This is a genomic window from Lysobacter sp. yr284, assembly GCF_900107375.1.
Taxonomy (GTDB): domain Bacteria; phylum Pseudomonadota; class Gammaproteobacteria; order Xanthomonadales; family Xanthomonadaceae; genus Lysobacter.
In genome coordinates, this window is sequence record NZ_FNPT01000006.1 from 134,036 (window position 1) to 155,101 (window position 21,066).

Below are 21,066 nucleotides of genomic sequence, written 5' to 3' on the forward strand. Positions count from 1 at the left end.
CCACCACCCCGCAAGGAGAAGAACCATGAAACAGCTGATGCGGGTCGCCGCATTCCTGGTCGCGTCCCTGTTCGCCGGCGGCGCCTGGGCGCAGAACTGGCAGTTGGTGTGGAGCGACGAGTTCAACGGTTCGATCGGCCCGGACTGGGCGTTCGAGACCGGCAACGGATCGGGCGGCTGGGGCAACAACGAGCTGGAGTACTACCGGCGCGAGAACGCCGGCATCGAGAACAACGCGCTGGTGATCACCGCCCGGCGCGAGGACTTCGGCGGCTTTCGCTACACCTCGTCGCGGATGAAGACCCAGGGCATCCGCAACTTCCGTTACGGCCGGATCGAGGCGCGGATGAAGCTGCCCTCGTTCATGGGCGCGTGGCCGGCGTTCTGGGCGCTGGGCTCGAACCTGCCGCAGGTCGGCTGGCCCGACTCGGGCGAGATCGACATCATGGAGCACGTCAACAACGAAGACCGCACCTACGGCACGATCCACTGGCGCGACCACAACGGCAACTACGCCCAGTACGGCGGCAACACGCCGGTCAGCGTCGCCGACTGGCACGTCTACGCGATCGAGTGGGACGCCAACGCGATCCGCTGGTACGTGGACGGCAACAAGTTCCACGAGGCCAGCATCCAGGGCAGCGTCAACGGCACCGAGGAATTCCACCGCGACTTCTTCCTGCTGCTGAACTTCGCCATCGGCGGCAACTGGCCGGGCTTCAACGTCGACGAGAGCAAGCTGCCGGCGAAGATGCACGTGGACTACGTGCGCGTGTACAGCGGCGGCGGCAGCAACCCCGGCCCGAGCACGACATTGGAGGCGGAGAACTTCAGCGCGCAGAACGGGGTGCAGGTCGAGGCGTGTTCGGAAGGCGGCTACAACGTCGGCTGGATCGAGAACGGCGACTGGATGGCCTACAACAGCGTCAACTTCCCCAGCAGCGGCAGCTACCGGATCGAGTACCGCGTGGCCAGCCCCGGCGGCGGCGCGCTGTCGGCCGATCTCAACGCCGGCGCCACCGTGCTGGGACAGGTGAACGTGCCGGCCACCGGCGGCTGGCAGAACTGGACCACGGTCTCGCACACGGTCAACGTCAACGCCGGTACCTACAACTTCGGCGTGTTCGCCCAGCAGGGCGGCTGGAACCTCAACTGGATCCGCATCACCAAGCTGTGAGCGCGATGCGGCCTTGCGGCTAGCGCAGCGGGCGCCGCCTCGGCGGCGCCCGTGGTTGCGCGCCGGTCAGTTCCAGGGTTCGCGGCGCAGGAAATACATCTGCCCGTAGGTCGGATCGTTGCGCACGAACGGGCAGCGGCGGCCGCCTTCTTCGAGGAAGCCGATCGGCTCCATCTCCGGGTACAGGTCGGAGGTGTAGAAGCAGATCCATTGGGTGGTGGCCGGCTGCGCGGTCTGCGCGCCGGCAGCGCCGGCGAGCGCGACGGTGGCGGCGGCGAGCAGCAGCGCGGCGGTACGGGTCAGCATCGTCATGACGGACGTCTCCTTGTGCGTCGATACGCCGGATGGCGCGTCCGGCGTTCGATGGTGGGAAGACGGCGGCGCTGGCGTCCGCGACTGCAGTCACGGGAATGGCGGGCAGGGCGCACAGCCGTCCGGGGGCAAGGACGTCGGGACTGCAATTCCCCCAGCTGGCGCCTTGCGTGCGTTATCGTAACTTCTATGGTTACATGTTAATTCCGGTTCCCGCCGAAGCCCCCTGCCAGCGCATGAACGCCTCCGACTCCACGTTTTCCGATGCCGCCGCCGTGTCCGGCTACGCCGACCGCACCGCGCGCCTGGTCCCCGGCCTGCGCGACCTGCAGCGGATGGCCGCGCTGCTGCTGGCCGAGCGCGCGCCGCAGCGGGCGCGGGTCATGGTGCTCGGCGCCGGCGGCGGCCTGGAATTGCAGGTGTTCGCGCAAGCGCAGCCGCAGTGGCGTTTCGACGGCATCGACCCGTCGGCGGAGATGCTGCGCTTGGCGCGCGCGGCGCTGGGGCCGCTGGCCACGCGGGTGGCGTGGCACGAGGGCTATGTCGACACCGCGCCGGACGGGCCGTTCGACGCGGCCGCCTGCCTGCTGACCCTGCATTTCCTGCCCGAGGACGAGCGCCGCCGCACCGTCGCCGAAGTCCATCGCCGGCTCGCGCCGGGCGCGCCGTTCGTCGTGGCTCACCACAGCTTCCCCAACCACGGCCCGGCCATGGACCGCTGGCTGGCGCGCAACGCCGCGTTCGCGATCGCCAACGGGGTCGCGCCGGCGCAGGCGCTGGCCGGCGTCGAGGCGTTCAAGCAGCGCTTGCCGGTGCTGCCGCCGCAGACCGACGAGGCGATCCTGCGCGAAGCGGGATTCGCGGACGTCGAGCTGTTCTATGCAGGGCTGACGTTCAAGGGCTGGGTCGGCTACAAGGCCTGAGCGCGGCTCGGTGCAGCGGCCGCGCGTCATCGGCGGTCGGCCGCGGTGCGGTCGCCACGATCCGGTCGCGCCGTCGACGTGCGGCGGCGGCGCAGCGCGGCCGCAGCCCTCGGCTATCCTGCAACGCCACACCCACCCGGCGGGAACCCAGGATGGACAAGCCAGCGCCGCCTGCCACCGATGCGGGCGAAGACAGCGCCCGCGCGCGCAGCGGCGCGAACGCGGAACCCGGGGCGACGCGGCCGGCGGCCTGGATCGCGCCGTTGGCGTATGGCTTCTTCGGCCTGCTCGCGGCCGGCGCGTTGGCGTTCGCGGCGGCGCTGGCGCCGTTCCAGGCGCAGCACCTGCTGGCGAACCTGTCGATGTCGCCGACCATCGAGCCCAGCGACAGTTTCCTGGTCTCGCGCCTGGCTTATCTGCGTTCGCCGCCGCAGCGCGGCGACGTGATCGTCTTCGCCGTCGCGCCGCGCGACAACGGCAAGCGCTACTACGCCGGGCGTATCGTCGGCGTGCCCGGCGACCGGGTGCAGCTGGTCGCCAGCCGCCTGCAGCTCAACGGCCGCGCCGTCGCGCGCGAGCCGGTGCGGCCGCCGGGCGCGCCCGGGGCCGATTCGCCGAGCTATCGCAACAGCTTCCGCGAGACCTTGCCCGGCGGCGCGTCCTACGAGATCTACGACGCGTTCGACGATGCCGCCGGCGACGACACCGCCGCCTATCCGGTCCCGCACGGCTGCTATTTCGTGCTCGGCGACAATCGCGACAACGCGGTCGACAGCCGCGATGCGCACACCATCGGCTGCGTGCCGCGCGCGGCCATCGTCGGCCAGGCGAGCTACATCTACGACGCGATCTGGCGGCCGCGGGTGGGTCGGAAGATTCGTTGAGCGCGCGCCCGCGCCGCGACGCGACGGCCGGACGGCGGCCGCGCATGGCGCGGCGCCGTCGTCGCGCCGCTCAGAGCGTCAGCCGCCAGTACTTGAGCGGATTGGGCACTTCGGTGAAGTCGCACGCGTATTGCTTGAGCCCGCTGCCGTTGTGGCCGGGCACGATGTCGACATAGCGCGAGACCACGCACAGGTTGCTGTAGTGGTTCTTGACTGTGCGCCGGTCGTACGGCGCGCCGGTGTTGAACAACACCCACTGCTGGGTGGCGGCGCCGTTGCACGCGGCCTGTTGCAGGCCGATGCCGACCGCGGTCGACGCCGATTGCAGGTCCAGGCACAGGCCGCTCTTGACGTTGACCAGGCGCACCACCGCCGCCGAGTTGTCGCCGGTGCGCGTGGACACGCCGATCATTTGCGTCTCCCATTGCTGGCTGGAATCGCCCGCGCAGGGCCACAGGTACACCGTCGCGCCGGGCGCGGTCGAGCCGCCGGCGGCGCTGAAGCAGATGCCGTTGCCGCTGGGCGTGGCCGCGACGATCGCGGTGGAAGGCGCGGCGGCCGCATCGCCGCCGGATGCGGCGAAGGCGAGTACCGCCGCGGCCAGGGTGAGCGCGGTGCGTCGCAGGCAAAGTCCGTCTGTCATGTCCGTCTCCGAAACGTGAGTGGAAGGGCGGCCGCGCGGCGGCCGCCTTGGCATGACTCGCAAAACCGCGGCGGATCGGCTCACGCGGCGCGCGCGCGTCGGCGCGCCGCGCTCATCCGGCGAGGTCGGGCTCGGGAATGCGCGCGACGACCTTGATCTCGAAATCGAACCCGGCCAGCCAGTTCACCCCGATCGCGGTCCAGTTCGGGTACGGCGGCTCGCCCAGTACCTGCATGCGCACGTCCTGGACGAGTTCGAGCTGGCGCTGCGGATCGGTGTGGAAGGTGGTGACGTCGACGAGGTCGTCGAAGCCGCAGCCGGCGGCGGCGAGCACCGCGGCGAGGTTGTCGAAGGCCAGCCGCACCTGCGCGGCGAAGTCGGGCTCCGGGGTGCCGTCCAGGCGGCTGCCGACCTGGCCGGAGACGAACAGGAAGCCGCCGCTGCGGATCGCCGGCGAATAACGGTGCTGGCGATAGAGGTCGTGGCGGGTGGCGGGGAAGACGGCGTCGCGTCGGGACATGCTGCGGTTCCAGTGGGGGAGGGCGCTGCGCGGGGCTTGCCCGCAGGCTGCAGCGCGGTCACTGTAATTCGTGCGATCCATGGCGATAATCGCCGTCAGCGCCAATTGACTGATGCATCCCATGCACGAACGCAACGGCAGCGAACTGCAGCAGATCGAAGCCTTCGCCGCGGTCGCCGAGCACGGCGGCTTCGCCGCGGCGGCGCGCGCGCTCGGCCGCGACGCCTCGGTGGTGTCGCGGCGCATCGACGCGCTGGAGGCGCGGCTGGGCGTGCGCCTGCTCGCGCGCACCACCCGGCGCGTGGCCCTGACCGAAGTCGGCGCGACCTACCTGCACCGGGTCCGGGCGATCCTGGGCGAGTTGTCGGCGGCCGACCTCGAGGCGCGCGAGGCCGCGGCCGCGCCGCAGGGCCTGCTGCGGCTGGCCTTGCCGGCGGCGTTCGCGCAGCGCTGGATCGCGCCGTGGCTGCCGCGCTTGCTCGCCGCCTATCCGAAGCTGCGGCTGGAGCTGTCGCACAGCGATCGCTTCGTCGACCTGGTCGCCGACGGCTTCGATGCGGCGGTGCGCATCGGCGAGCTCGCCGACAGCCGGCTGGTCGCGCGGCGCCTGGCCGGGTTCGAGACGATGCTGTGCGCGGCGCCGGCGTACCTGGCCCGCGCCGGCGAGCTGCAGCGGCCGGAGCAGCTCGCGCGCCACGCCTGCCTGGGCATGCCCAAGGCGCGGTTCTGGCCGGAGTGGAAGCTGGTCAAGGGCCGCCAGCGCCATGTCCACCGCATCGACGCGGCGATCGTCTCCGACGACGGCGAAGGCCTGCTGGCGGCGTGCATCGAAGGCGCCGGCATCCTGCCTGCGCCGCAATGGCTGGTCGGGCCGCAACTCGCGCAAGGACGGCTGGTACGGGTGTTGCCGCAGTGGCGCATGGACTACGACGGCGCGATCCACGTGGTGCTGCCGCCGGGGCGGCTGGTGCCGGCGAAGACGCGCGCGTTCGTGGACTGGCTGGCGAGCGAATTCGAACCGCAGCCGCCGTGGTTGCGCGCGCAGCCGGGGCGCGGGCGCGCCGGCGATTGAATGCCGGCTCGGCGCCGCGCGTTCTGCGCGGCACGGCTGAACGGCGCTTTCGTTCAGGCGAATGAATGCGATCGGATCGCGGAATCCGGGCGCAATTTGCGCTGTGCAGCGCGCCCAATGGTTTTCCCTAGGATGGACCTGGCGTGGCCGCGTGACTACGCTCGGATGCGGACGCTCGCGTCCTGTGTGCATGAGCGAACGCGGCGCGCGCAACGGCGTCCCGCTTCAGCCGGCTGCGGCATTTCCGATGGAGCAATCAATCATGGCCGATCCCCGCCAACCCTCGTTTCCCCCTGGATTCCTGCCGCCCGGTTACGACAACCGGCGCCAGCTGCTGTACGACCTGGCGCGCAACGACATCGCCTCGGCGATCACCAACGACAGTTTCGACCCACAAGAGCGCGTGCAACTGGTCAAGGACCTGGCGCGCCGCGAGCCGGGCTTCCTGTTTCCGCCGGGCAAGTTCTTCGGCGATTTCAGGAGCGACGAGCAGGTCGGGCGTGACCGCCACAACGTCGGCAAGGCGCTGGACCAGGCGATCCGCGATCCGTCGATCGATGCCGCCGATCTGAAGGCGATCGCCGGCGGCGGCGGCCCGAACGGGCAGCAGCGCTTGCTGTCGCTGCTGCAGGAAGGCGGCGGCGGCCCGGGCAGCGGCGTGGAGAAGTACGCCGACACCTTGTGGCAGAAGCGCAACGAACCCGGCAACGGCAACGCCGCCGCGGTCGCGGCGATCGCGTACATGTCCGATCCGAAGCTGCGCGACGGCAAGCTCGGCAGCGCCGCCGAGCGGCGCGAGGCGTTCGAGGCCCTGGTCGCGTTCAACGAGCAGGCGCCCTACGCGAAGATGAGCGAGCCCGAGGCCAGCCAGATGAAGCGCCAGTCGCTCGCGGCGGCGGCCACCTTGTTCGCCCAGCACGGCCCCGAACTGATCGACGCCTACACCACGACGCCCGGCGCGACCACGCCGTTGTCGAAGTTCTTCAGCCAGACGATGTACAACCCCGACGCCAAGGACGTGACGGTCCAGGCCAAGGCGGCCGACGGCTCGACGGTCGCCAAGGACATGCAGAGCGCGATCGGCGACGTGCTCAAGCAGGCCGCCACCGACCGGATCAAGGGCGCCGACGTGTCCGACCGGCAGGGCCAGGACGGGCCCTCGCGCACGCAGGAGCTGGAGCTGACCAAGCTGGCGCGACTGGGCGCGGCGGTCACCGGCGGCGCGGTGATGGCCTGGGACACCTACAAGGACAAGATCCAGGCCAACGAGGAATCGCGCAAAGGCTTCATGGACGCGGTCGGCAAGGGCATCGGCCTGATGCCCGGCGGCGGCTTGGCCAAGGAAGTCGGCGAGGGCGCGGCCAAGCTCGCGCTCGACAAGCTCAGCCGCGTGTACGTCACCGATCCCAAGACGCCCGAGGTGGCGATGTCGGATACGTTGAACCAGTACTACGCGGGCCTGGTCGAGGGCTTGGCCAACAAGCGCCAGCAAAGCGGGCTCACCACCGACACGTTCGGCCAGGCATACCAGCAGGAAATGGACCGGATCAACCAGAAGCGCGCGCTGACCCACGGCAAGAGCGCCGAGGCCGACGTGCGCGGGGTGGACGCACCGGTGCAGCTGGCCGGATTGGACGCGGTGGATCGGCTCAGCGCGGCCATGCGCAACGGCGACCGCAGCGCCTACCGCCAGGACCTCGCCGCGCTGGCGGCGGGCGACGGCGGGCAATTGCGCGACAACGCCGCGGCCACCGTCGCCGAGCAGGACAAGCGCGCCAAAGACGCGCCGGCGCCGAACGCGGACCAGAACGTGCAGGTCGCGCAGGCCGAAACGGCGCCGGCGATCCGGCGCGGCTGAGGCGCGGGCCGCGCGGGCCCGCCGCGTATCCGCCCACGGCGGCGCGGCGGGTCGGATGGTTTTTATGTCGGAGTCGGCTTGCGCCGCGGCCGGGTTCGGGCCGCGGCGCAAGCGGTCGTCGCTGCGTGGCGCGCTGACGGCGCCGCGACCGGCTTCGCCGCGCGTGCGGCGAAGCCGCGGCGGCTCAGCGCTTGGACACGCTGCTGCCGATGCCGGTCACCGACGAGGCCGGGCGGCCGTTCTTGGTCGGCGCCGACTTGTAGTAGACCTTGGTGTTCGCGCCGGTGATCTCGACCCGCTTGACCGCGTCCACCTGCACGATGTTGCCGGCGCCTTCCACGCTGACCGAGGTCAGCGGGCCGGTCACGGTGATGCGGTTGTTGGAGCCGACGATCTGCAGCTGGCCGCCGGTGCCGACGAAGCTGCGCTCGACGTTGGTGCCTTCGATGGAGATGTTGCCGTCGGATTCGACGACCTCGCCGGTGTCGCCCGCGCCCGCCGGAGCGGCGTGCAGCAGGCCGGACGCGCCGAGGGACAACAGCAGGGCCAGCGAAGCGATCTGGTTCTTCATGAATTCCTTCCTTGAGTGGGTGCGCTGCATCGCGCGGCCGTGCGGCGCACGGCCTGGGGGAGCGCGGAGGCCCGGCGATTCTAGCCAGCCCGCGGCGACGGATTTGCGACCGGCGTTGCGCGCCCGCCGCAACCGTTAAGCCGGCAGCGCGGCGACGCGCCGTGCGGTGGACGGCCCTCAGGCCCGACGGCCGTTGTGGAAGGCTCCACGGCCGTTGTGGAGGGCCCTCAGACCCGACCGCTGTTGCGCAACGGCCTCAAGGCCCGGCGGCTGTCGTGGCGGGGCCTTCAGGCCCGATGCTTTCGCATCCGCTCGCCGCGCCCCAGCCGCCTCAATGCGCCTGTTCGCCGCCGCGGTGCCGCAGCCCCGCCAGCTTCTGCGCCACGCGCCGCACCAGCAGGTAGAACAGCGGGATGTAGAACACCGCCAGCACCGTCGCGGTGAGGGTGCCGCCGACCACCGCGGTGCCGATCTCGATGCGGCTGTTGGCGCCGCCGCCGGTCGACAGCGCCAGCGGCAGCGCGCCGAAGATGAAGGCGAAGCTGGTCATCAGGATCGGCCGCAGGCGCAGGCGCGCGGCTTCCAGCGCGGCCTCGACCGTGCCGGTGCCGCGACGCTCGGCCTGCTCGGCGAACTCGACGATCAGGATCGCGTTCTTCGCCGCCAGGCCCATCGTGGTGATCAGGCCGATCTGGAAATAGACGTCGTTCTCCAGCCCGCGCAAGGTCACCGCCAGCACCGCGCCGACCAGGCCCAGCGGGACCACCAGCAACACCGCGATCGGGATCGACCAGCTCTCGTACAGCGCGGCCAGGCACAGGAACACCAACAGCAGCGCCAGCGCATACAACAGCGGGGCCTGGCCGGTGGACAGGCGCTCCTGGTAGGACAGGCCGGCCCAGGCCACGCTCACGCCGGGAATCGCGCGCGCCAGTTCTTCCATGCGCGCCATCGCCGTGCCGCTGCTGACGCCGGGCGCGGGCGTGCCCTGCAATTCGGTCGCCGGCACGCCGTTGAAGCGCAGCAGCGCGGTCGGCGCCTGCGCCCAGGCGGTGGTGGCGAAGGCCGAGAACGGGGTCATCTGCCCGTCGGCGCCGCGCACGTGCCACTGGTACAGGGTGTCGGGGCTGTTGCGGAACTGCGCGTCGCCCTGCACGTACACGCGTTTGACCCGGCCGCGGTCGACGAAGTCGTTGACGTAGGTGCCGCCCCAGGCGGTGGACAGGGTCGAGTTCACCGCGTCCTGGGTCAGGCCCAGGCTGGAGAGCATCTGCGCATCGCTGTTGACCCGCAGCGTCGGCGTGTCCGGCAGCAGGCTCGGACGCACCGAACCCAGCAGCGGGTCGCGCTGGGCCGCGGCGATCAGCTGATCGCCGGCCGCGGCGAAGTCGGCGCGCGACATGCCGCTGGTGTTCTGCAGCTCCAGGGTGAAGCCGGTGGTCTGGCCGAAGCCGCGGATCGGCGGCGGCGCCAGCACGAACACGGTCGCGTCGCGCAGGCCCGACAGCGCCTTGGTCACGCGCCCGATCAGCGCGTCGGCGCTGCCGGCGTCGGTCTCGCGCTGCGACCAGTCGACCAGGCTGACGAACCCCTGGCCGGAGTTCTGCGACGCGGTCGGGCCGCCGCCGCCGGCGACGATGAAGGCGGCGCTGATGAGTTCGGATTCGTTCTTGCTCAGGTAGGCGTTGACCTGGTCGCGCACCTCGCTGGTGCGGCCCAGGGTGGCGCCGCCGGGCAGGCGGAATTGGATGTTGACCCGGCCCTGGTCTTCCGACGGCAGGAAGCCGGTCGGCAGGCGCAGGAACAGCAGCGCCAGCGCGGCGGCGATGACGGCGTAGACCAGCAGCGCGATCCAGCGGTGGCGGAACATCGCCTGCACGCTGCCCAGGTAATGGCCGGTGGTCGCGTCCAGGGTGCGGTTGAAGCCGCGGCCGATGCGGCCGGGCAGGGCGGCCAGCGCGGGCGCGCGCCGGGCGATCCAGCCCGGGCCTTGCGCCGCCTGCGCGTGCGGCGACTTCAGCAAGGTCGCGGTCAGCGCCGGGCTCAGCACCAGCGCCACCAGCACCGACAGCGCCATCGAGGAGACGATGGTCAGCGAGAACTGGCGGTAGATCACGCCGGTGGAGCCGCCGAACATCACCATCGGCAGGAACACCGCCGACAGCACCAGGGCGATGGCGATCAGGGCGACGTTGATCTCGCGCATCGAGGCGATGGTGGCCTGGCGCGGGGTCATGTTCGGGTTCTCGTGCATCAGCCGCTCGACGTTCTCGACCACGACGATGGCGTCGTCGACGAGCAGGCCGATCGCCAGCACCAGCCCGAACAGGGTCAGCGTGTTGATCGAGAATCCGGCGGCGTAGATGATCCCGAACGTGCCCAGCAGCACCACCGGCACCGCGATCGCCGGGATCAGCGTGGCGCGCCAGCTCTGCAGGAACACGAACATCACGATCACCACCAGGACGATCGCTTCGATCAGGGTCTTGACCACCTCGCCGATCGACAGCTTGATGAAGTCGGTGGCGTCGTTGAGGTAGGCGACCTTCCAGCCCGGCGGCAGGTTCGCCGACAGCCGGGTCACCTCGGCGCGGACCAGTTCGGCCGACTCCAGCGCGTTCGCGCCCGGCGCCAGCTGCAGCGCCATGCCGGCGGCGGGATGGCCGTTGAGCAGGCTGGAGGAGTTGTAGTTCTCCGAGCCGATCTCCACCCGCGCCACGTCCTGCAGCCGCACCGAGGCGCCGTTGGCCTGGGTCTTGAGCACGATCTGGCGGAACTGGTCGGCGCTCTGCAGGCGGGTCTGCGCGGTGACCAGCGCGTTGAGCATCTGCGTGGCCGGCTGCGGCTGGTCGCCGACCTGGCCGGCGGCGACCTCGGCGTTCTGGCTGCGGATCGCCGCGACCACGTCGCTGGGCATCAGCTGGAACGAGGCGAGCTTGTCCGGGTCCAGCCACACCCGCATCGCGTACGGGCTGCCGTAGACGTTGGCGTCGCCGATGCCGGCGATGCGCGAGATCGGGTCCTGGAAGTTGGTGGTGAGGTAATCGGCGATGTCGCGGTTGGTGACGGTGTTGTTCTCGTCGAAGATCGCCACCAGCATCAGGTCGTCGGGATTGGCCTTGCGCACCACGATGCCCTGCTGCTGCACCTGCTGCGGCAGCCGCGGGATCGCCTGCTGGACCTGGTTCTGCACCTGCACCTGGGCGATGTCGGGATCGACGCTGGTGTCGAAGGTGACCGAGATGGTGACCTGTCCGCGCGAGGTCGAGGTCGAGCTGAAGTACAGCATGCCGTCGATGCCGGTGAGCGTCTGCTCGATCACCTGGGTGACGCTGTTCTCGATGGTCTCGGCCGAGGCGCCGGGGTAGTTGGCGCGGATGCTGACGTTGGGCGGGGCGACGTTGGGATACTGCGAGATCGGCAGCGAGCGCATCGCGAACAAGCCGCCGAGCATGACTACGATCGCCAGCACCCAGGCGAAGATCGGGCGCTCGATGAAGACGCGGGAGATCATGCGCGGCCCTCAGCCTTGCTTGGTTTGCTTGGCGGACGCGGCGCCGGGAGGTTGCAGCTTCTGCGGAGTCGAGGCCGGCACCGCGCGCACCTGCGCGTCGCGGCGCAGCGAGCCGATGCCCTGGGTGACGACCTTGTCGCCGGGATTGAGGCCGGTGGTGACGATCCAGTCGCTGCCGTCGACGCGGTCGGCGCCGATCGGGCGCTGCACCGCCTTGTTGTCGGCGCCGACCACCCAGACGAAGGCGTCGCCGGTCGGTCCGCGCACCAGCGCCTGCTGCGGCAGGCGATAGGCCGAGGCCTGGGTGGCCTGGGCCAGGCGCGCGCGCAGGAACATGCCCGGCAGCAGGGTGCCGTCGGGGTTGGGCACGCGCACGCGCAGGGTCACGGTGCCGGTGGTTTCGTCGACCAGCACCTCGGAGAACTGCAGCGTGCCCGGCTGCGGATAGGGCTTGCCGTTGGGCAGGAAGATGCGCGCGTCGGCCTGGCTGGCCTGGACGTTGCCCAACGACAGCTGCTCGCGCAGCGCCAGCAATTGCTGCGCGGACTGCTGCACGTCGACGTAGATCGGGTCCAGGCGCTGGATCGTCGCCAGCGGCGCGGCCTGGTCGGGAGTGACCAGCGCGCCGACGGTCACCAGCGAGCGGCCGATGCGGCCGTCGATCGGCGCCGGCACGGTGGCGAAGCGCAGGTTGATGCGCGCGGTCGACAGCGCGGCCTCGCGCTGGGCGACGTTGGCGCGCGCCTGGTCGGCGGCGGCGACGGCGTTGTCGTAGTCCTGGCGGCTGATCATCTGCGCGCCGACCAGCGACTTGTTGCGCTGGGCCAGCAGATCGGCGGCGTTGAGCGCGGCGCGCGCGTTCTTCAGGTCGGCTTGCGCCTGCTCGACCGAGGCGCGGTAAAGGCTAGGATCGATCTGGTAGAGCGGCTGCCCGGCGCGCACCTGGCTGCCTTCCTGGAACAGCTGGCGCTGCACCAGCCCGCCGATCTGCGGGCGCACTTCGGAGCTTTGGAACGCGACCGCGCGGCCGTTGAATTCGCTGGTGATCGCCACCGTGGTCGGCTGCATCACCACATAGCCGACCTCGACCGTGCGGTCCTGGCCGTTGCCGGGCTTGTCCTTGGCGCCGCCGCCGCAGGCCGCCAGGGCCAGGCAGGCGGCGGCGATCAGGGGCAGGCGATGGGGCGATCCGGCGCGGTTGGCGGCACGATGGGCAAGGGGTGCGTCGAACAAGCGGGTGTCCATGGGTCCGAGGGGCGCCGTGTCGGCTAAATCGTCGCCGACCTTAGCATTCTCACCCGGTCGCGACGCTGACATGAAAATGACAACGCGCGGTCGGCGGATCGGTGTACACGGCGCGGGCGCGCAGACCTTGCCGGATCGGGCCGAATGCGGGCGAACCGGGTCGAGCGGGGCGCAACGGCGACAGCGCCGAACGCAGCGAGCGGGCCGGGCGGCCCGGCCGCCAGGCCACGCAAGCCGGCTCCAATGCTGGCCGCGGCGCCGGCGTATCGGCCGGCGCCGTCGCGGCTGCGGTCGTATCCAATCTGGTTCTGTCTATGCAGAGATGGACATGAAGCGAAACTTCGTCGGCTGGACGGCATTGGCCGTGTCGATGTTCGGCATGGCTTCGGCGCATCGGCCACCGTGGCGGACCCGCAGGACTTCCTGGATTCGTGCCATTACTGGTTCCAGCCGTGCAGGCTGGAGGGCCGACCGCTCAGGACCTGCTTCCAGGAGCAGCGGCGCTGCATACGCACGTGCCCGCGGGTGTGCGGCCAGGGCGGCTGAGGCGGCGCGCGCCGCCATCGGCCATCGCGCACCAAAACGGCCGCAGCGATCCCGCGGCCGTTTTCGTTGCGCGCCGGGCCTGTCGCGGCGCGGTTGTGCTCGTCGCGCCGGCTTCGTTTCGAGTCCGCTCAACTACATGAACGCGGGCACTTAGGGGCGGCCCTAGTTATCGCCGCGGCGCTGCGCGGCTACCGTGCGCTCAAACTGATCGCAGGGCGCCGCCATGACCGACATCCAGCAGAAAGCCAACGAAATCCTCGACAAGGGCTATCGCTGGCTCATCGCCGACAACTACGAGCAGCGCATGGATTTCTTCGCGCAGGAACTCGACAAGCTCGATCCGTCGACGCGCGAGTCGTTGTTCCAGGAGATCCTCAAGCAAGATTCCGGCGCGACCCATTCCTGGCTCACCGTCGACCGGCTCAACTCGCTGGTCGGCGAGGGCACCATCACCGACCGCGAGCGCCAGTCGATCTTCGACTCGTTCGGCCAGGCTTATGTCGACGGCAAGGTGTCGTTCGAGGATGCGTTGTCGTTCACCAACATCTACGGTTCCGGCGCGGTCGCCGGTGCCGGCATGCTCACGCCCGGTCCCGAGCAGCTCAACGACCTGATCGGCACCCTGACCTCGAACAATTCGCCGTCTTCGACCGCCTTCATCGAGAAGTTCGCCGGCGACATGTTGACGCAGCGCCTGTACGTGGACGGCCGGCCGCAGATGCCGGAGACGCAGGCCTACGCCGGCATCCTGCTCAACGCGCTGGACCAGTCCGGCGGCTCGGACGCGGTCAACGCCGCGCTGGGGCGGCTCAGCCCGGAGCAACGCAACCAGCTGCGCGACGACGTCTCCCAGTACGGCATGGGCATGCAGGCCAAGCACGACGCCGACGGCAGCAACGTGCGCGACCCGATGGCGATCCTGATCGAGAACACCTCGCGCCACGGCACGCCCGAGCAGGTGCGCGAGCTGGTCGACTATGTCGGCGAGCACTCCAAGGGCGACGGCCTGGAGAACCAGTACTACAGCTACGACAACAAGCCGCTGGACGCGCGCGCCGAAGCCCTCGGCGAGCTGATGCAGACCCACGGCGACACCATTCTCAAGGACGCGCTGGTGCCCAATCCGCAGCAGACCGCCGGCTCCAGCAACGAGAAGAGCACGGTGATCGGCGAAAACCTCGCCGCGTTGTCCAACCTGGTGCGCCTGACCGGCCTGAACCCGGACAACAGCCACGGCGCCGCGATCATGGACAAGCTCGGCCAGTTCACCGCCAACGACGTGCGCGTGAGCAACCGGGCCGAGGGCACCGACGTCACCGGCGACGGCAAGATCGACGAGGCCGACATCGAGGCGGTCGATCTGAGCACCACCCGCCTGGCGATGATCGGCGCGGTGATGCAGGACGCGGTGTCCTCCGGTTATGTCGACCTGCGTCAGGACCAGGCCGCGCGCGATGCCTTCGTCGGCTATCTGATCGACCTGGGCGTGTCGGCGATCCCGGTCGGCGGCGACTTCGCCGCCAAGGCGATCACCAACAAGCTCGACGGCGTGCTCGGCGGCCTCAGCGAACAGGCCAAGAGCGCGGTCGAGGACGCGCTGACCGCGATTCCCAAGCAACTGCTGACCGACGGCCAGGGCCAGCTCACCGACCAGGCCAAGCAGGCGATCATCGATGCCCTGCCCGAGGACTACCAGTACCTGGAAGGGCTGAAGAACGAATCCAACAGCTTCATCCAGGACGCGATCCTGAGCTCGTCGGCGCGCGACGGCGAGATCACCACGCAGATGGACAGCTACAAGAACTACATCGCCGGCGCCAAGGGCGAGTAAACGCGCTTGGCGGCGCTGCGCGATAGCGCGCCGCCGCGTTCGCAGGCGGGCCGCGGCGGCGACGGCGAAAGCGGCGCCGCCCGACGCGGCGCCGGTTAAAGCCGCAGCGCCTCGGCCGCGGCCTCGCGCAGCGCCGCGCCGATGCGCTGCAACACCGACGACCGCACCGCCGCGTGCTGCCAGTACAGCGGCACGTCGAGCGAGCGGCCGGGATCGACCAGCACGATGCGTCCGCCGCGCAAGGCCGCGCCGGTCAGCGACTCCGGCGCCAGGCACCAGCCCAGGCCGAGCGCGGAGGCCTCGACGAAGCCGGTCGAGGTCGGCACGTAGTGCACCGGCGGCGCCAGCCGCGCGCGGGTGATCCGGCGCACGTAGCGCCATTGCAGTTCGTCCTTGCGGTTGAACACGATCATCGGCGCGCGCGCCAGCGCGGCGGCGTTCATGCCGTCGGCGAAGTGGCGCGCGGCGAACGACGGCGAGGCGATCGCGCGGTAGCGCATGACCCCGAGCGGATGCACGTTGCAGCCCTGCAGCGCGTTGGCCTCGGCGGTGATCGCGCCGAGCGCGGTGCCGTTGCGCAGCAGGTCCAGGGTGTGGTCCTGGTCGTCGACGCGCAGGTCGAACAGATAACCGTGCTCCCGGTGCAGGCGCGCCATCGCCGCCAGGAACCAGGTGTCGAGCGAATCGTCGTTGACCGCGACCACGATCGGCCGGGTCGGTGCGGCCTCGCGGTCCTCGGGCAGGAAGTCGGCCAGCGCCTCGGCCTCCAGCGCCTGCATCGGCCGCACCCGGCGCAGCAGCCGTTCGCCGGCGCGGGTCGGCCGGCACGGCGCCTGGCGCACCACCAGGACTTGGCCGAGCCGGTCTTCCAGCGCCTTGATCCGCTGCGACACCGCCGAGGCGGTGACCGACAGCCGCCGCGCCGCGGCTTCGAAACTGCCTTCTTCGAGCACGGCAGCGAACGCGGCGAGTTGCGGATGGAGCAGGTCCATGGCCGGCCCTACATTAGAAATTCTTCATAGAGTAAAGGAAAATTAGCTGGCCTTAAGCGGGGCGCGGCGGCAGGATGCCGCGTCCCCCAACGTTTTCCCGGAGTCCCGTCATGCTGTCCGCCGCCGCCCTCGCCGGTTTCCTCGCCAGCGCCGGCCTGATCATCGCCATCGGCGCGCAGAACGCCTTCGTCCTGCGCCAGGGCCTGGCCCGTCGCCATGTCGGCCCGGTGGTGGCGATCTGCGCCTTCAGCGACATCGCCCTGATCCTGGCCGGCGTGGCCGGCATCGGCGCGCTGGTGCAGGCCTGGCCGACCCTGTTGCAAGTGCTGCGTTTCGGCGGTGCTGCCTTCCTCGGCATCTACGGCTTCCTGGCCGCGCGCCGCGCCTGGCAGGGCAGCGGTGGGCTGGCCGCGTCCAACGCCCAGCGGCAGACCCTGCGCACCGCGGTGCTGACCTGCCTGGCCTTCACCTTCCTCAACCCGCACGTATACCTGGACACCATGGTCCTGCTCGGCAGCCTGTCCACCCGCTACGACGGCGAGCTGCGCTGGGCCTTCGCCATCGGCGCCTGCGCGGCCAGCATCGTCTGGTTCGCTTCGCTGGGCTTCGGCGCGCGCCTGCTGCAGCCGGTGTTCCGCAACCCGCGCGCGTGGCGGGTGCTCGACGGCGGCATCGCTTTGTTCATGTGGGCGCTGTGCGCGATGTTGCTGTGGCAGCCGCTGGGCTGAGCGTCGCGGCTGCGCAACGGAACCCGCGACGAAAGCGGCGCGCCCCGGGGCGCGCCGTTTTCGTTTGCGCGGCGCTCAGGCTTGTGGCTACGGCCGAGCGCAACTGAGGAAACACCTGAGGCGCCGGCACGACGATGCTGCCGCCAACGCCGCGCCGGAGGCGGGCCGCGCAGCCAGCGACCGCGGCCGAGCCGGTAGCGCTTACAGCACCTGGTAATCGACGCTGACCACGCCCTGGTCGGGATGGGCGATCTGCAGGAACGCGCCATATGTCAGGTCGATGCACACCGGCCAGCCGAAGCCGCCGCGGTCGTTGATCCGCACCGTCACCGAGCGGCCCTGGTAAGTCACGCGCACGTTGGTGCCGAACGGCAGCGAGTTGTGCGCGGCGGCCAGGGCGAAGCGGTGGAACGGCTCGCCGCTGGCGGTCGGCCAGCCTTCGGGGATCTCGCCCTCGGCGCCGTACCAGGTGGCGCTGCATACCGCCATCGTGCCGCTCTGGGCGGCGGCCTGCGGTTGCAGCAGTTGCGCCGGCGCGGACGCGGAGGCGGCCAGCGCGGCGAGGACGAATGCGAGACGGACGGCGGGACGCAGTGCGGTAGCGGGCATCGCGACTTCCTCGAAAGCGGGAGGGCGAACGGCGCGCGCGCGGTGCCGCACGATCGCGACACCGCGCGCGGCCGCGCGGACGCGCGTCCACGCCGCATGGGGGAGGTCATGCATGAGGCCGGCGCGCGGGGCCATTGGACGTTCGGTTTGTTCAAGGGCGCGCGAAGCCGCGCTGGCATTCGCTCGCAGTTTTCCTTCGCCGTGGATCACGCGCGGTGAGCGTCGGTGGCGCGGGCGTGGCCTTGTGTGGCGGGGCTCGCACCGCTGCAGGTGCGCGCGTCACAGACCGCGTTCACGATCATGACGCGATTGCGCCCGCGGCGCCCCGCGCAGGGGCGCCGCGGGCAGGAGCGAAGTGGGCGTTGCGGCGTGGTTTGCGCGGATGGCGCACGAGGCGCCGTGGTTTGCGCACGGCTGCCGACGCCGGCAAGGGCGGCGTCGGCTTGCCGTTGGGTTGCGGACGCGCGCGGTGGCGGCGATGCGTGGCGGTCGGCTTCGGACGATGGCGTCGTTGCCAGCCGCGTGCGGGCCGGCGTCGCACGCTGGCGATGGCCTGCCGGCCGGCTTCGGATGCCCGCGCCGGCGTTCGAGGTTCTGCGCCGGGGCTCAGAGGTCGAGCACCCAGTCGTTGTAACCGGGGAAGTAGGTCGGGTGCTTGTCCATGTACTCCTTGACCTCGTCCATGTGCTCCTTCTCGCGCTTGAAGTCGGCCTTGCGCTTGTCGGGATCGAGGAACTCGACATAGGTGTCGGCGCCGCGGTCCTTCTCCCACTTGCCCTTGAAGTCGGCGAATTCCTCGCGGTGGAAGTCGAAGATGCTGCGGTCGCCCGGCGCCTGGCGGCCGCCCCAGTCGGCGCCGCGCAGCTCGCGCAGGTTGTTGATGTAATCGCGCGCGTTGCCGAAGCTGTTGAGCGTGGTCACCGCGTAGTCGTACTTGAGGTTCCAGTCGCCGTGGGTGACGCCGTCGTCGCCGAGTTGCTTGAACCAGTCGTACTGCTCGCCGGCTTCCTTCTTATCCTTGGCGTTGTTGACGAACACCGAAACCAGTTCGGAGGCCACGCTGAGCAACATGCCGACCGGGCCCAGGCCGCGGGTGATCGCGCCGACCACGCGCTCGGCCACCGCGCCGGCGGCCTGGCCGCCGACCGCGGAGACGAAGCGGCTGCCGGCCTTGAGCACGTCCGGCGCGAGGTCGAGCGTGCCCGAGACCACGTTGAGCACCGCCTCGGCCTTCTCCGCGCCGGAGCTGTCGCCCTTGAACGCTTCGGCCGCGCCCATGCCGCCGGTGACCACGCCGAGCACGCCGCCGGCCTTGCCGGAATAGTCGGACAGCACCTTCAGCGTCGACTGCGAGATGCGCGAGAGATTGCTCTTGGCCGGGTCGCCCGCGCTCTGCTCGATGCCCTCGACGATCTGGTCGCGGTTGCCGATGTCGGTCGGCGGAATGTCGGCGGCGCCGACGTTGTCGCCGATCGCCGACACCGCCTGGTTGCCGTAGCGCGTCTCCACGCCGATGTTGTCCTTGACCGCCTTGTCCACGTCGAGCAGGTCCAGGGCCGAGCCGTCGATGCCCTTGCCGAGGTTGGACAGCAGCTTCTTCGCGTCGGGCAGCGAGCCGACCATGCCGATGATGCCGCCGGCGACGGCGAGCTTTTCCTCCGGCGTTTCGCCGAACCCGTCCTTGACCAGGCCGCGCACGGTCGAGGCGATGCCGATGGCGCCGCTCACCGACGGCAGCAGGCCGCTGGAATCCAGGTTGCTGATCAGGCCGCGGATCGTGTCCTTCTTGTCGCTCTTGAAGTCGACGTTGGCGAAGGCCTTGTCGATGTCCTCCGGCGCGTAGCCGTTCTCGCGCAGTTCCTTGGCGACCTGGGCGAAATCGCGCTTGGCCTCGTCGCCGCCCTTGTCCAGGAACTCGTGGACGCCTTCGGTCAGGTCGACCGGCAGCTTGGCCTTCTCCATCGCGTTGGTGACCGCGCCGAGGCCGGCCTCGACGCCGTCGACCTCGGCCTCGGGGGTGAATTCGCCGTCGGCGAGGCCGGCGTCGATGTCGCGCGCCAGCGCGTTCATCGCGAACGCCTGCCCGGCGGACTTGGCCCGCTCGGGATCGAGCAGGCCCAACTGCGAGACCGCGTCTTCGACGTCGGCCTGCGCGCGCGGCTGGTCCCACTTGGGCAGCTTGCCGATCTCCTGCACGTAGTCCGGGCTCTCCACCACCTTGGCCAGCCGGTCGGCCATCGACTTGCGCTCGTCCTCCGGGACCTTGCCGATCGCTTCCTTGAGGCTCTTCTCGTACAGCGACGACACCTGTTCGTCGCGCATCAACGCGTCCAGGCGCTGGTTGATCTTGCCCTCGTCGAGCATCTCCTTCATGTCGGCCGGCTCGAGCTTGAGCAGGTTCTCGGTCTCGGTCTTGGTGCGGCCGCCGACGTTGATGTGGCGGTTCTCGTAGACCGGATGGACGAACTTGCCGTTGGTGACCGCGCTGCGCGCCTCGACCATGCGCAGGAATTCGGCCTGCGGGCTGCCGTCGTAGAGGTCCTTCTTGCCCTTGATCTCGTCGATCATCAGCTTCATCGCCGCGTCGCCGACCTTGAGCTTGTGGCCGTCGACTTCCTCGCTGGTCTCCAGCGAGAACACGTCGGTCTTGGCGGTCGGGTCGAGCTTGGCGCGGTCGCGCGCGTTGTCGATGGTCTGCTGGCCGGCGTCGAGGTAGTTGCGCTCGGCCAGCGCGTACACGTCGGGCGCGCTGGCCTTGTCGACCGCGAACTTGCCGCCGTCCTTGGTTTCGAAACGCAGCCAGCCGTCCTTGTATTCGCCCGGATAGGACACGTTGCGGATGTCGTCGTAGACGACGCGGTCGTCCTTGCCGAACTCGCGGAAACCGTCGTTGAGGATGTCCTTCGGCGGTTCGGTCGGCTTGTCGTCCTTGGGCGCCTCGGGCTCGGGCGCAGGCTCGGGCTTGCGCGCGGTGTCGATGAATTCGGCGGCCTTGTCCTTGGGGATGTGGTCGTCGCCGAAGCCGCGGCCGACGCCGTCGAGCAGGCGCTTGCGGTCGCTGTCGTCGAGCCGGCCGTTGTCGACGAGCTTGTCGAGCCGGTCCTTCTGCAGCCACGAATCCAGCGCGCCCTTGTCCTTTTCCATCACCGTGCCGATGAAGCGGCCGCGGTCTTCCGGGCTCAGGGTGGGCAGGAACTCGCTGGCCAGCGATTCCAGGCGGCGGTCGTAGTCGTCCTTCTTGGCCTTCTTCTCGCCGACGTCGTGCAGCTTGTCGGCGAGCTCCTCCAGTTCGGCCTTGGTCGGCGATTTGTAGTCGCCGCTGCCGGGCACGTAGGTGGCGGCCTTGTTTTGCAGATTGAGGGCGGGAACGGACATGGGCGGGCTCGCGGGTCGATTCGAGTGGGGTTCGGATCGCGGGCGCCGTGCGGTCGCAGGGACCGATGCGCGGCGGCGATGCGCGTGCGTGGGATGCGCCTCCAACATGGAACCGGCGTGCGCTGCTTTGAACTGGGGCAAACCCGAGGTCGGCCGCAGCGAACTGCAAACCCGACGCGCAGATTCGCGATCATGCAGGCGTATACGCTTGCGCGTGGCGGCGGCGAGGCGATCAATCTTTCAACGCCCGCGTCGCAGCGGTCGCA

General features: G+C 70.2%; 16 protein-coding genes. 7 read left to right on the forward strand and 9 right to left on the reverse strand.

What is annotated here, in order from left to right; genetic code table 11:
* Window positions 1-25: 25 nt before the first annotated feature.
* Complete coding sequence (locus BLV01_RS12100; protein WP_091799495.1) at window positions 26-1,177, forward strand: carbohydrate-binding protein; 1,152 nt, start codon at window positions 26-28, stop codon at window positions 1,175-1,177.
* 66 nt (window positions 1,178-1,243) lie between these two features.
* Here BLV01_RS12100 and BLV01_RS12105 read toward each other — a convergent pair whose 3' ends face one another.
* Window positions 1,244-1,489, reverse strand: a complete 246-nt coding sequence (locus tag BLV01_RS12105) for a hypothetical protein (protein ID WP_091799497.1) — start codon at window positions 1,487-1,489, stop codon at window positions 1,244-1,246.
* Between the two features lie 236 nt (window positions 1,490-1,725).
* Between BLV01_RS12105 and BLV01_RS12110 the strand changes: the two genes are divergently transcribed.
* Both BLV01_RS12110 and lepB read left to right on the forward strand, forming a co-directional pair.
* On the forward strand, window positions 1,726-2,412 hold the full coding sequence (locus tag BLV01_RS12110; RefSeq protein ID WP_091799499.1) for a class I SAM-dependent methyltransferase: 687 nt from the start codon (window positions 1,726-1,728) through the stop codon (window positions 2,410-2,412).
* A 152-nt stretch (window positions 2,413-2,564) separates the two neighbouring features.
* Window positions 2,565-3,296 (forward strand): signal peptidase I, encoded by a 732-nt coding sequence (gene lepB / locus BLV01_RS12115; RefSeq protein WP_091799501.1) that lies wholly within the window; start codon window positions 2,565-2,567, stop codon window positions 3,294-3,296.
* 70 nt (window positions 3,297-3,366) lie between these two features.
* Here the strand turns inward: lepB and BLV01_RS12120 are convergent, their stop codons facing one another.
* Window positions 3,367-3,939 carry an RICIN domain-containing protein gene (locus tag BLV01_RS12120; RefSeq protein ID WP_175485889.1) on the reverse strand — a complete coding sequence of 191 codons (573 nt, stop codon included), beginning with the start codon at window positions 3,937-3,939 and terminating at the stop codon, window positions 3,367-3,369.
* A 112-nt stretch (window positions 3,940-4,051) separates the two neighbouring features.
* Window positions 4,052-4,459, reverse strand: coding sequence for a RidA family protein (locus BLV01_RS12125; protein ID WP_091799505.1), 408 nt, complete (start codon window positions 4,457-4,459; stop codon window positions 4,052-4,054).
* A gap of 121 nt (window positions 4,460-4,580) precedes the next feature.
* Here BLV01_RS12125 and BLV01_RS12130 point away from each other — a divergent pair, with 121 nt between their 5' ends.
* Both BLV01_RS12130 and BLV01_RS12135 read left to right on the forward strand, forming a co-directional pair.
* Window positions 4,581-5,531: a LysR family transcriptional regulator gene (locus BLV01_RS12130; protein ID WP_217633496.1), complete on the forward strand. Its 951-nt coding sequence runs from the start codon at window positions 4,581-4,583 to the stop codon at window positions 5,529-5,531.
* A 262-nt stretch (window positions 5,532-5,793) separates the two neighbouring features.
* Entirely contained in the window at window positions 5,794-7,389 is a 1,596-nt protein-coding gene (locus BLV01_RS12135) for a hypothetical protein (RefSeq protein WP_091799512.1), read from the forward strand.
* A 184-nt stretch (window positions 7,390-7,573) separates the two neighbouring features.
* On the opposite strand, the gene BLV01_RS12140 is transcribed toward BLV01_RS12135, so the two are convergent.
* The 3 genes from BLV01_RS12140 to BLV01_RS12150 all read right to left on the reverse strand — a co-directional run bounded on the left by BLV01_RS12140 (window position 7,574) and on the right by BLV01_RS12150 (window position 12,719).
* On the reverse strand, window positions 7,574-7,960 hold the full coding sequence (locus BLV01_RS12140) for a DUF3060 domain-containing protein (protein WP_091799515.1): 387 nt from the start codon (window positions 7,958-7,960) through the stop codon (window positions 7,574-7,576).
* A gap of 331 nt (window positions 7,961-8,291) precedes the next feature.
* On the reverse strand, window positions 8,292-11,474 hold the full coding sequence (locus BLV01_RS12145) for a multidrug efflux RND transporter permease subunit (RefSeq protein ID WP_091799518.1): 3,183 nt from the start codon (window positions 11,472-11,474) through the stop codon (window positions 8,292-8,294).
* A 9-nt stretch (window positions 11,475-11,483) separates the two neighbouring features.
* Window positions 11,484-12,719 carry an efflux RND transporter periplasmic adaptor subunit gene (locus BLV01_RS12150; RefSeq protein WP_091799520.1) on the reverse strand — a complete coding sequence of 412 codons (1,236 nt, stop codon included), beginning with the start codon at window positions 12,717-12,719 and terminating at the stop codon, window positions 11,484-11,486.
* Between the two features lie 769 nt (window positions 12,720-13,488).
* Between BLV01_RS12150 and BLV01_RS12155 the strand changes: the two genes are divergently transcribed.
* Window positions 13,489-15,096 (forward strand): hypothetical protein, encoded by a 1,608-nt coding sequence (locus BLV01_RS12155; RefSeq protein ID WP_091799523.1) that lies wholly within the window; start codon window positions 13,489-13,491, stop codon window positions 15,094-15,096.
* A gap of 95 nt (window positions 15,097-15,191) precedes the next feature.
* Here the strand turns inward: BLV01_RS12155 and BLV01_RS12160 are convergent, their stop codons facing one another.
* On the reverse strand, window positions 15,192-16,088 hold the full coding sequence (locus BLV01_RS12160; protein WP_091799526.1) for a LysR family transcriptional regulator ArgP: 897 nt from the start codon (window positions 16,086-16,088) through the stop codon (window positions 15,192-15,194).
* A 110-nt stretch (window positions 16,089-16,198) separates the two neighbouring features.
* Between BLV01_RS12160 and lysE the strand changes: the two genes are divergently transcribed.
* Window positions 16,199-16,816, forward strand: coding sequence for an L-lysine exporter (lysE, locus tag BLV01_RS12165; protein ID WP_091799529.1), 618 nt, complete (start codon window positions 16,199-16,201; stop codon window positions 16,814-16,816).
* Window positions 16,817-17,017: 201 nt separating this feature from the next.
* On the opposite strand, the gene BLV01_RS12170 is transcribed toward lysE, so the two are convergent.
* On the reverse strand, window positions 17,018-17,425 hold the full coding sequence (locus BLV01_RS12170; RefSeq protein ID WP_091800000.1) for a septal ring lytic transglycosylase RlpA family protein: 408 nt from the start codon (window positions 17,423-17,425) through the stop codon (window positions 17,018-17,020).
* 606 nt (window positions 17,426-18,031) lie between these two features.
* Entirely contained in the window at window positions 18,032-20,800 is a 2,769-nt protein-coding gene (locus BLV01_RS12175; protein WP_091799532.1) for a hypothetical protein, read from the reverse strand.
* Between the last annotated feature and the right edge of the window lie 266 nt (window positions 20,801-21,066).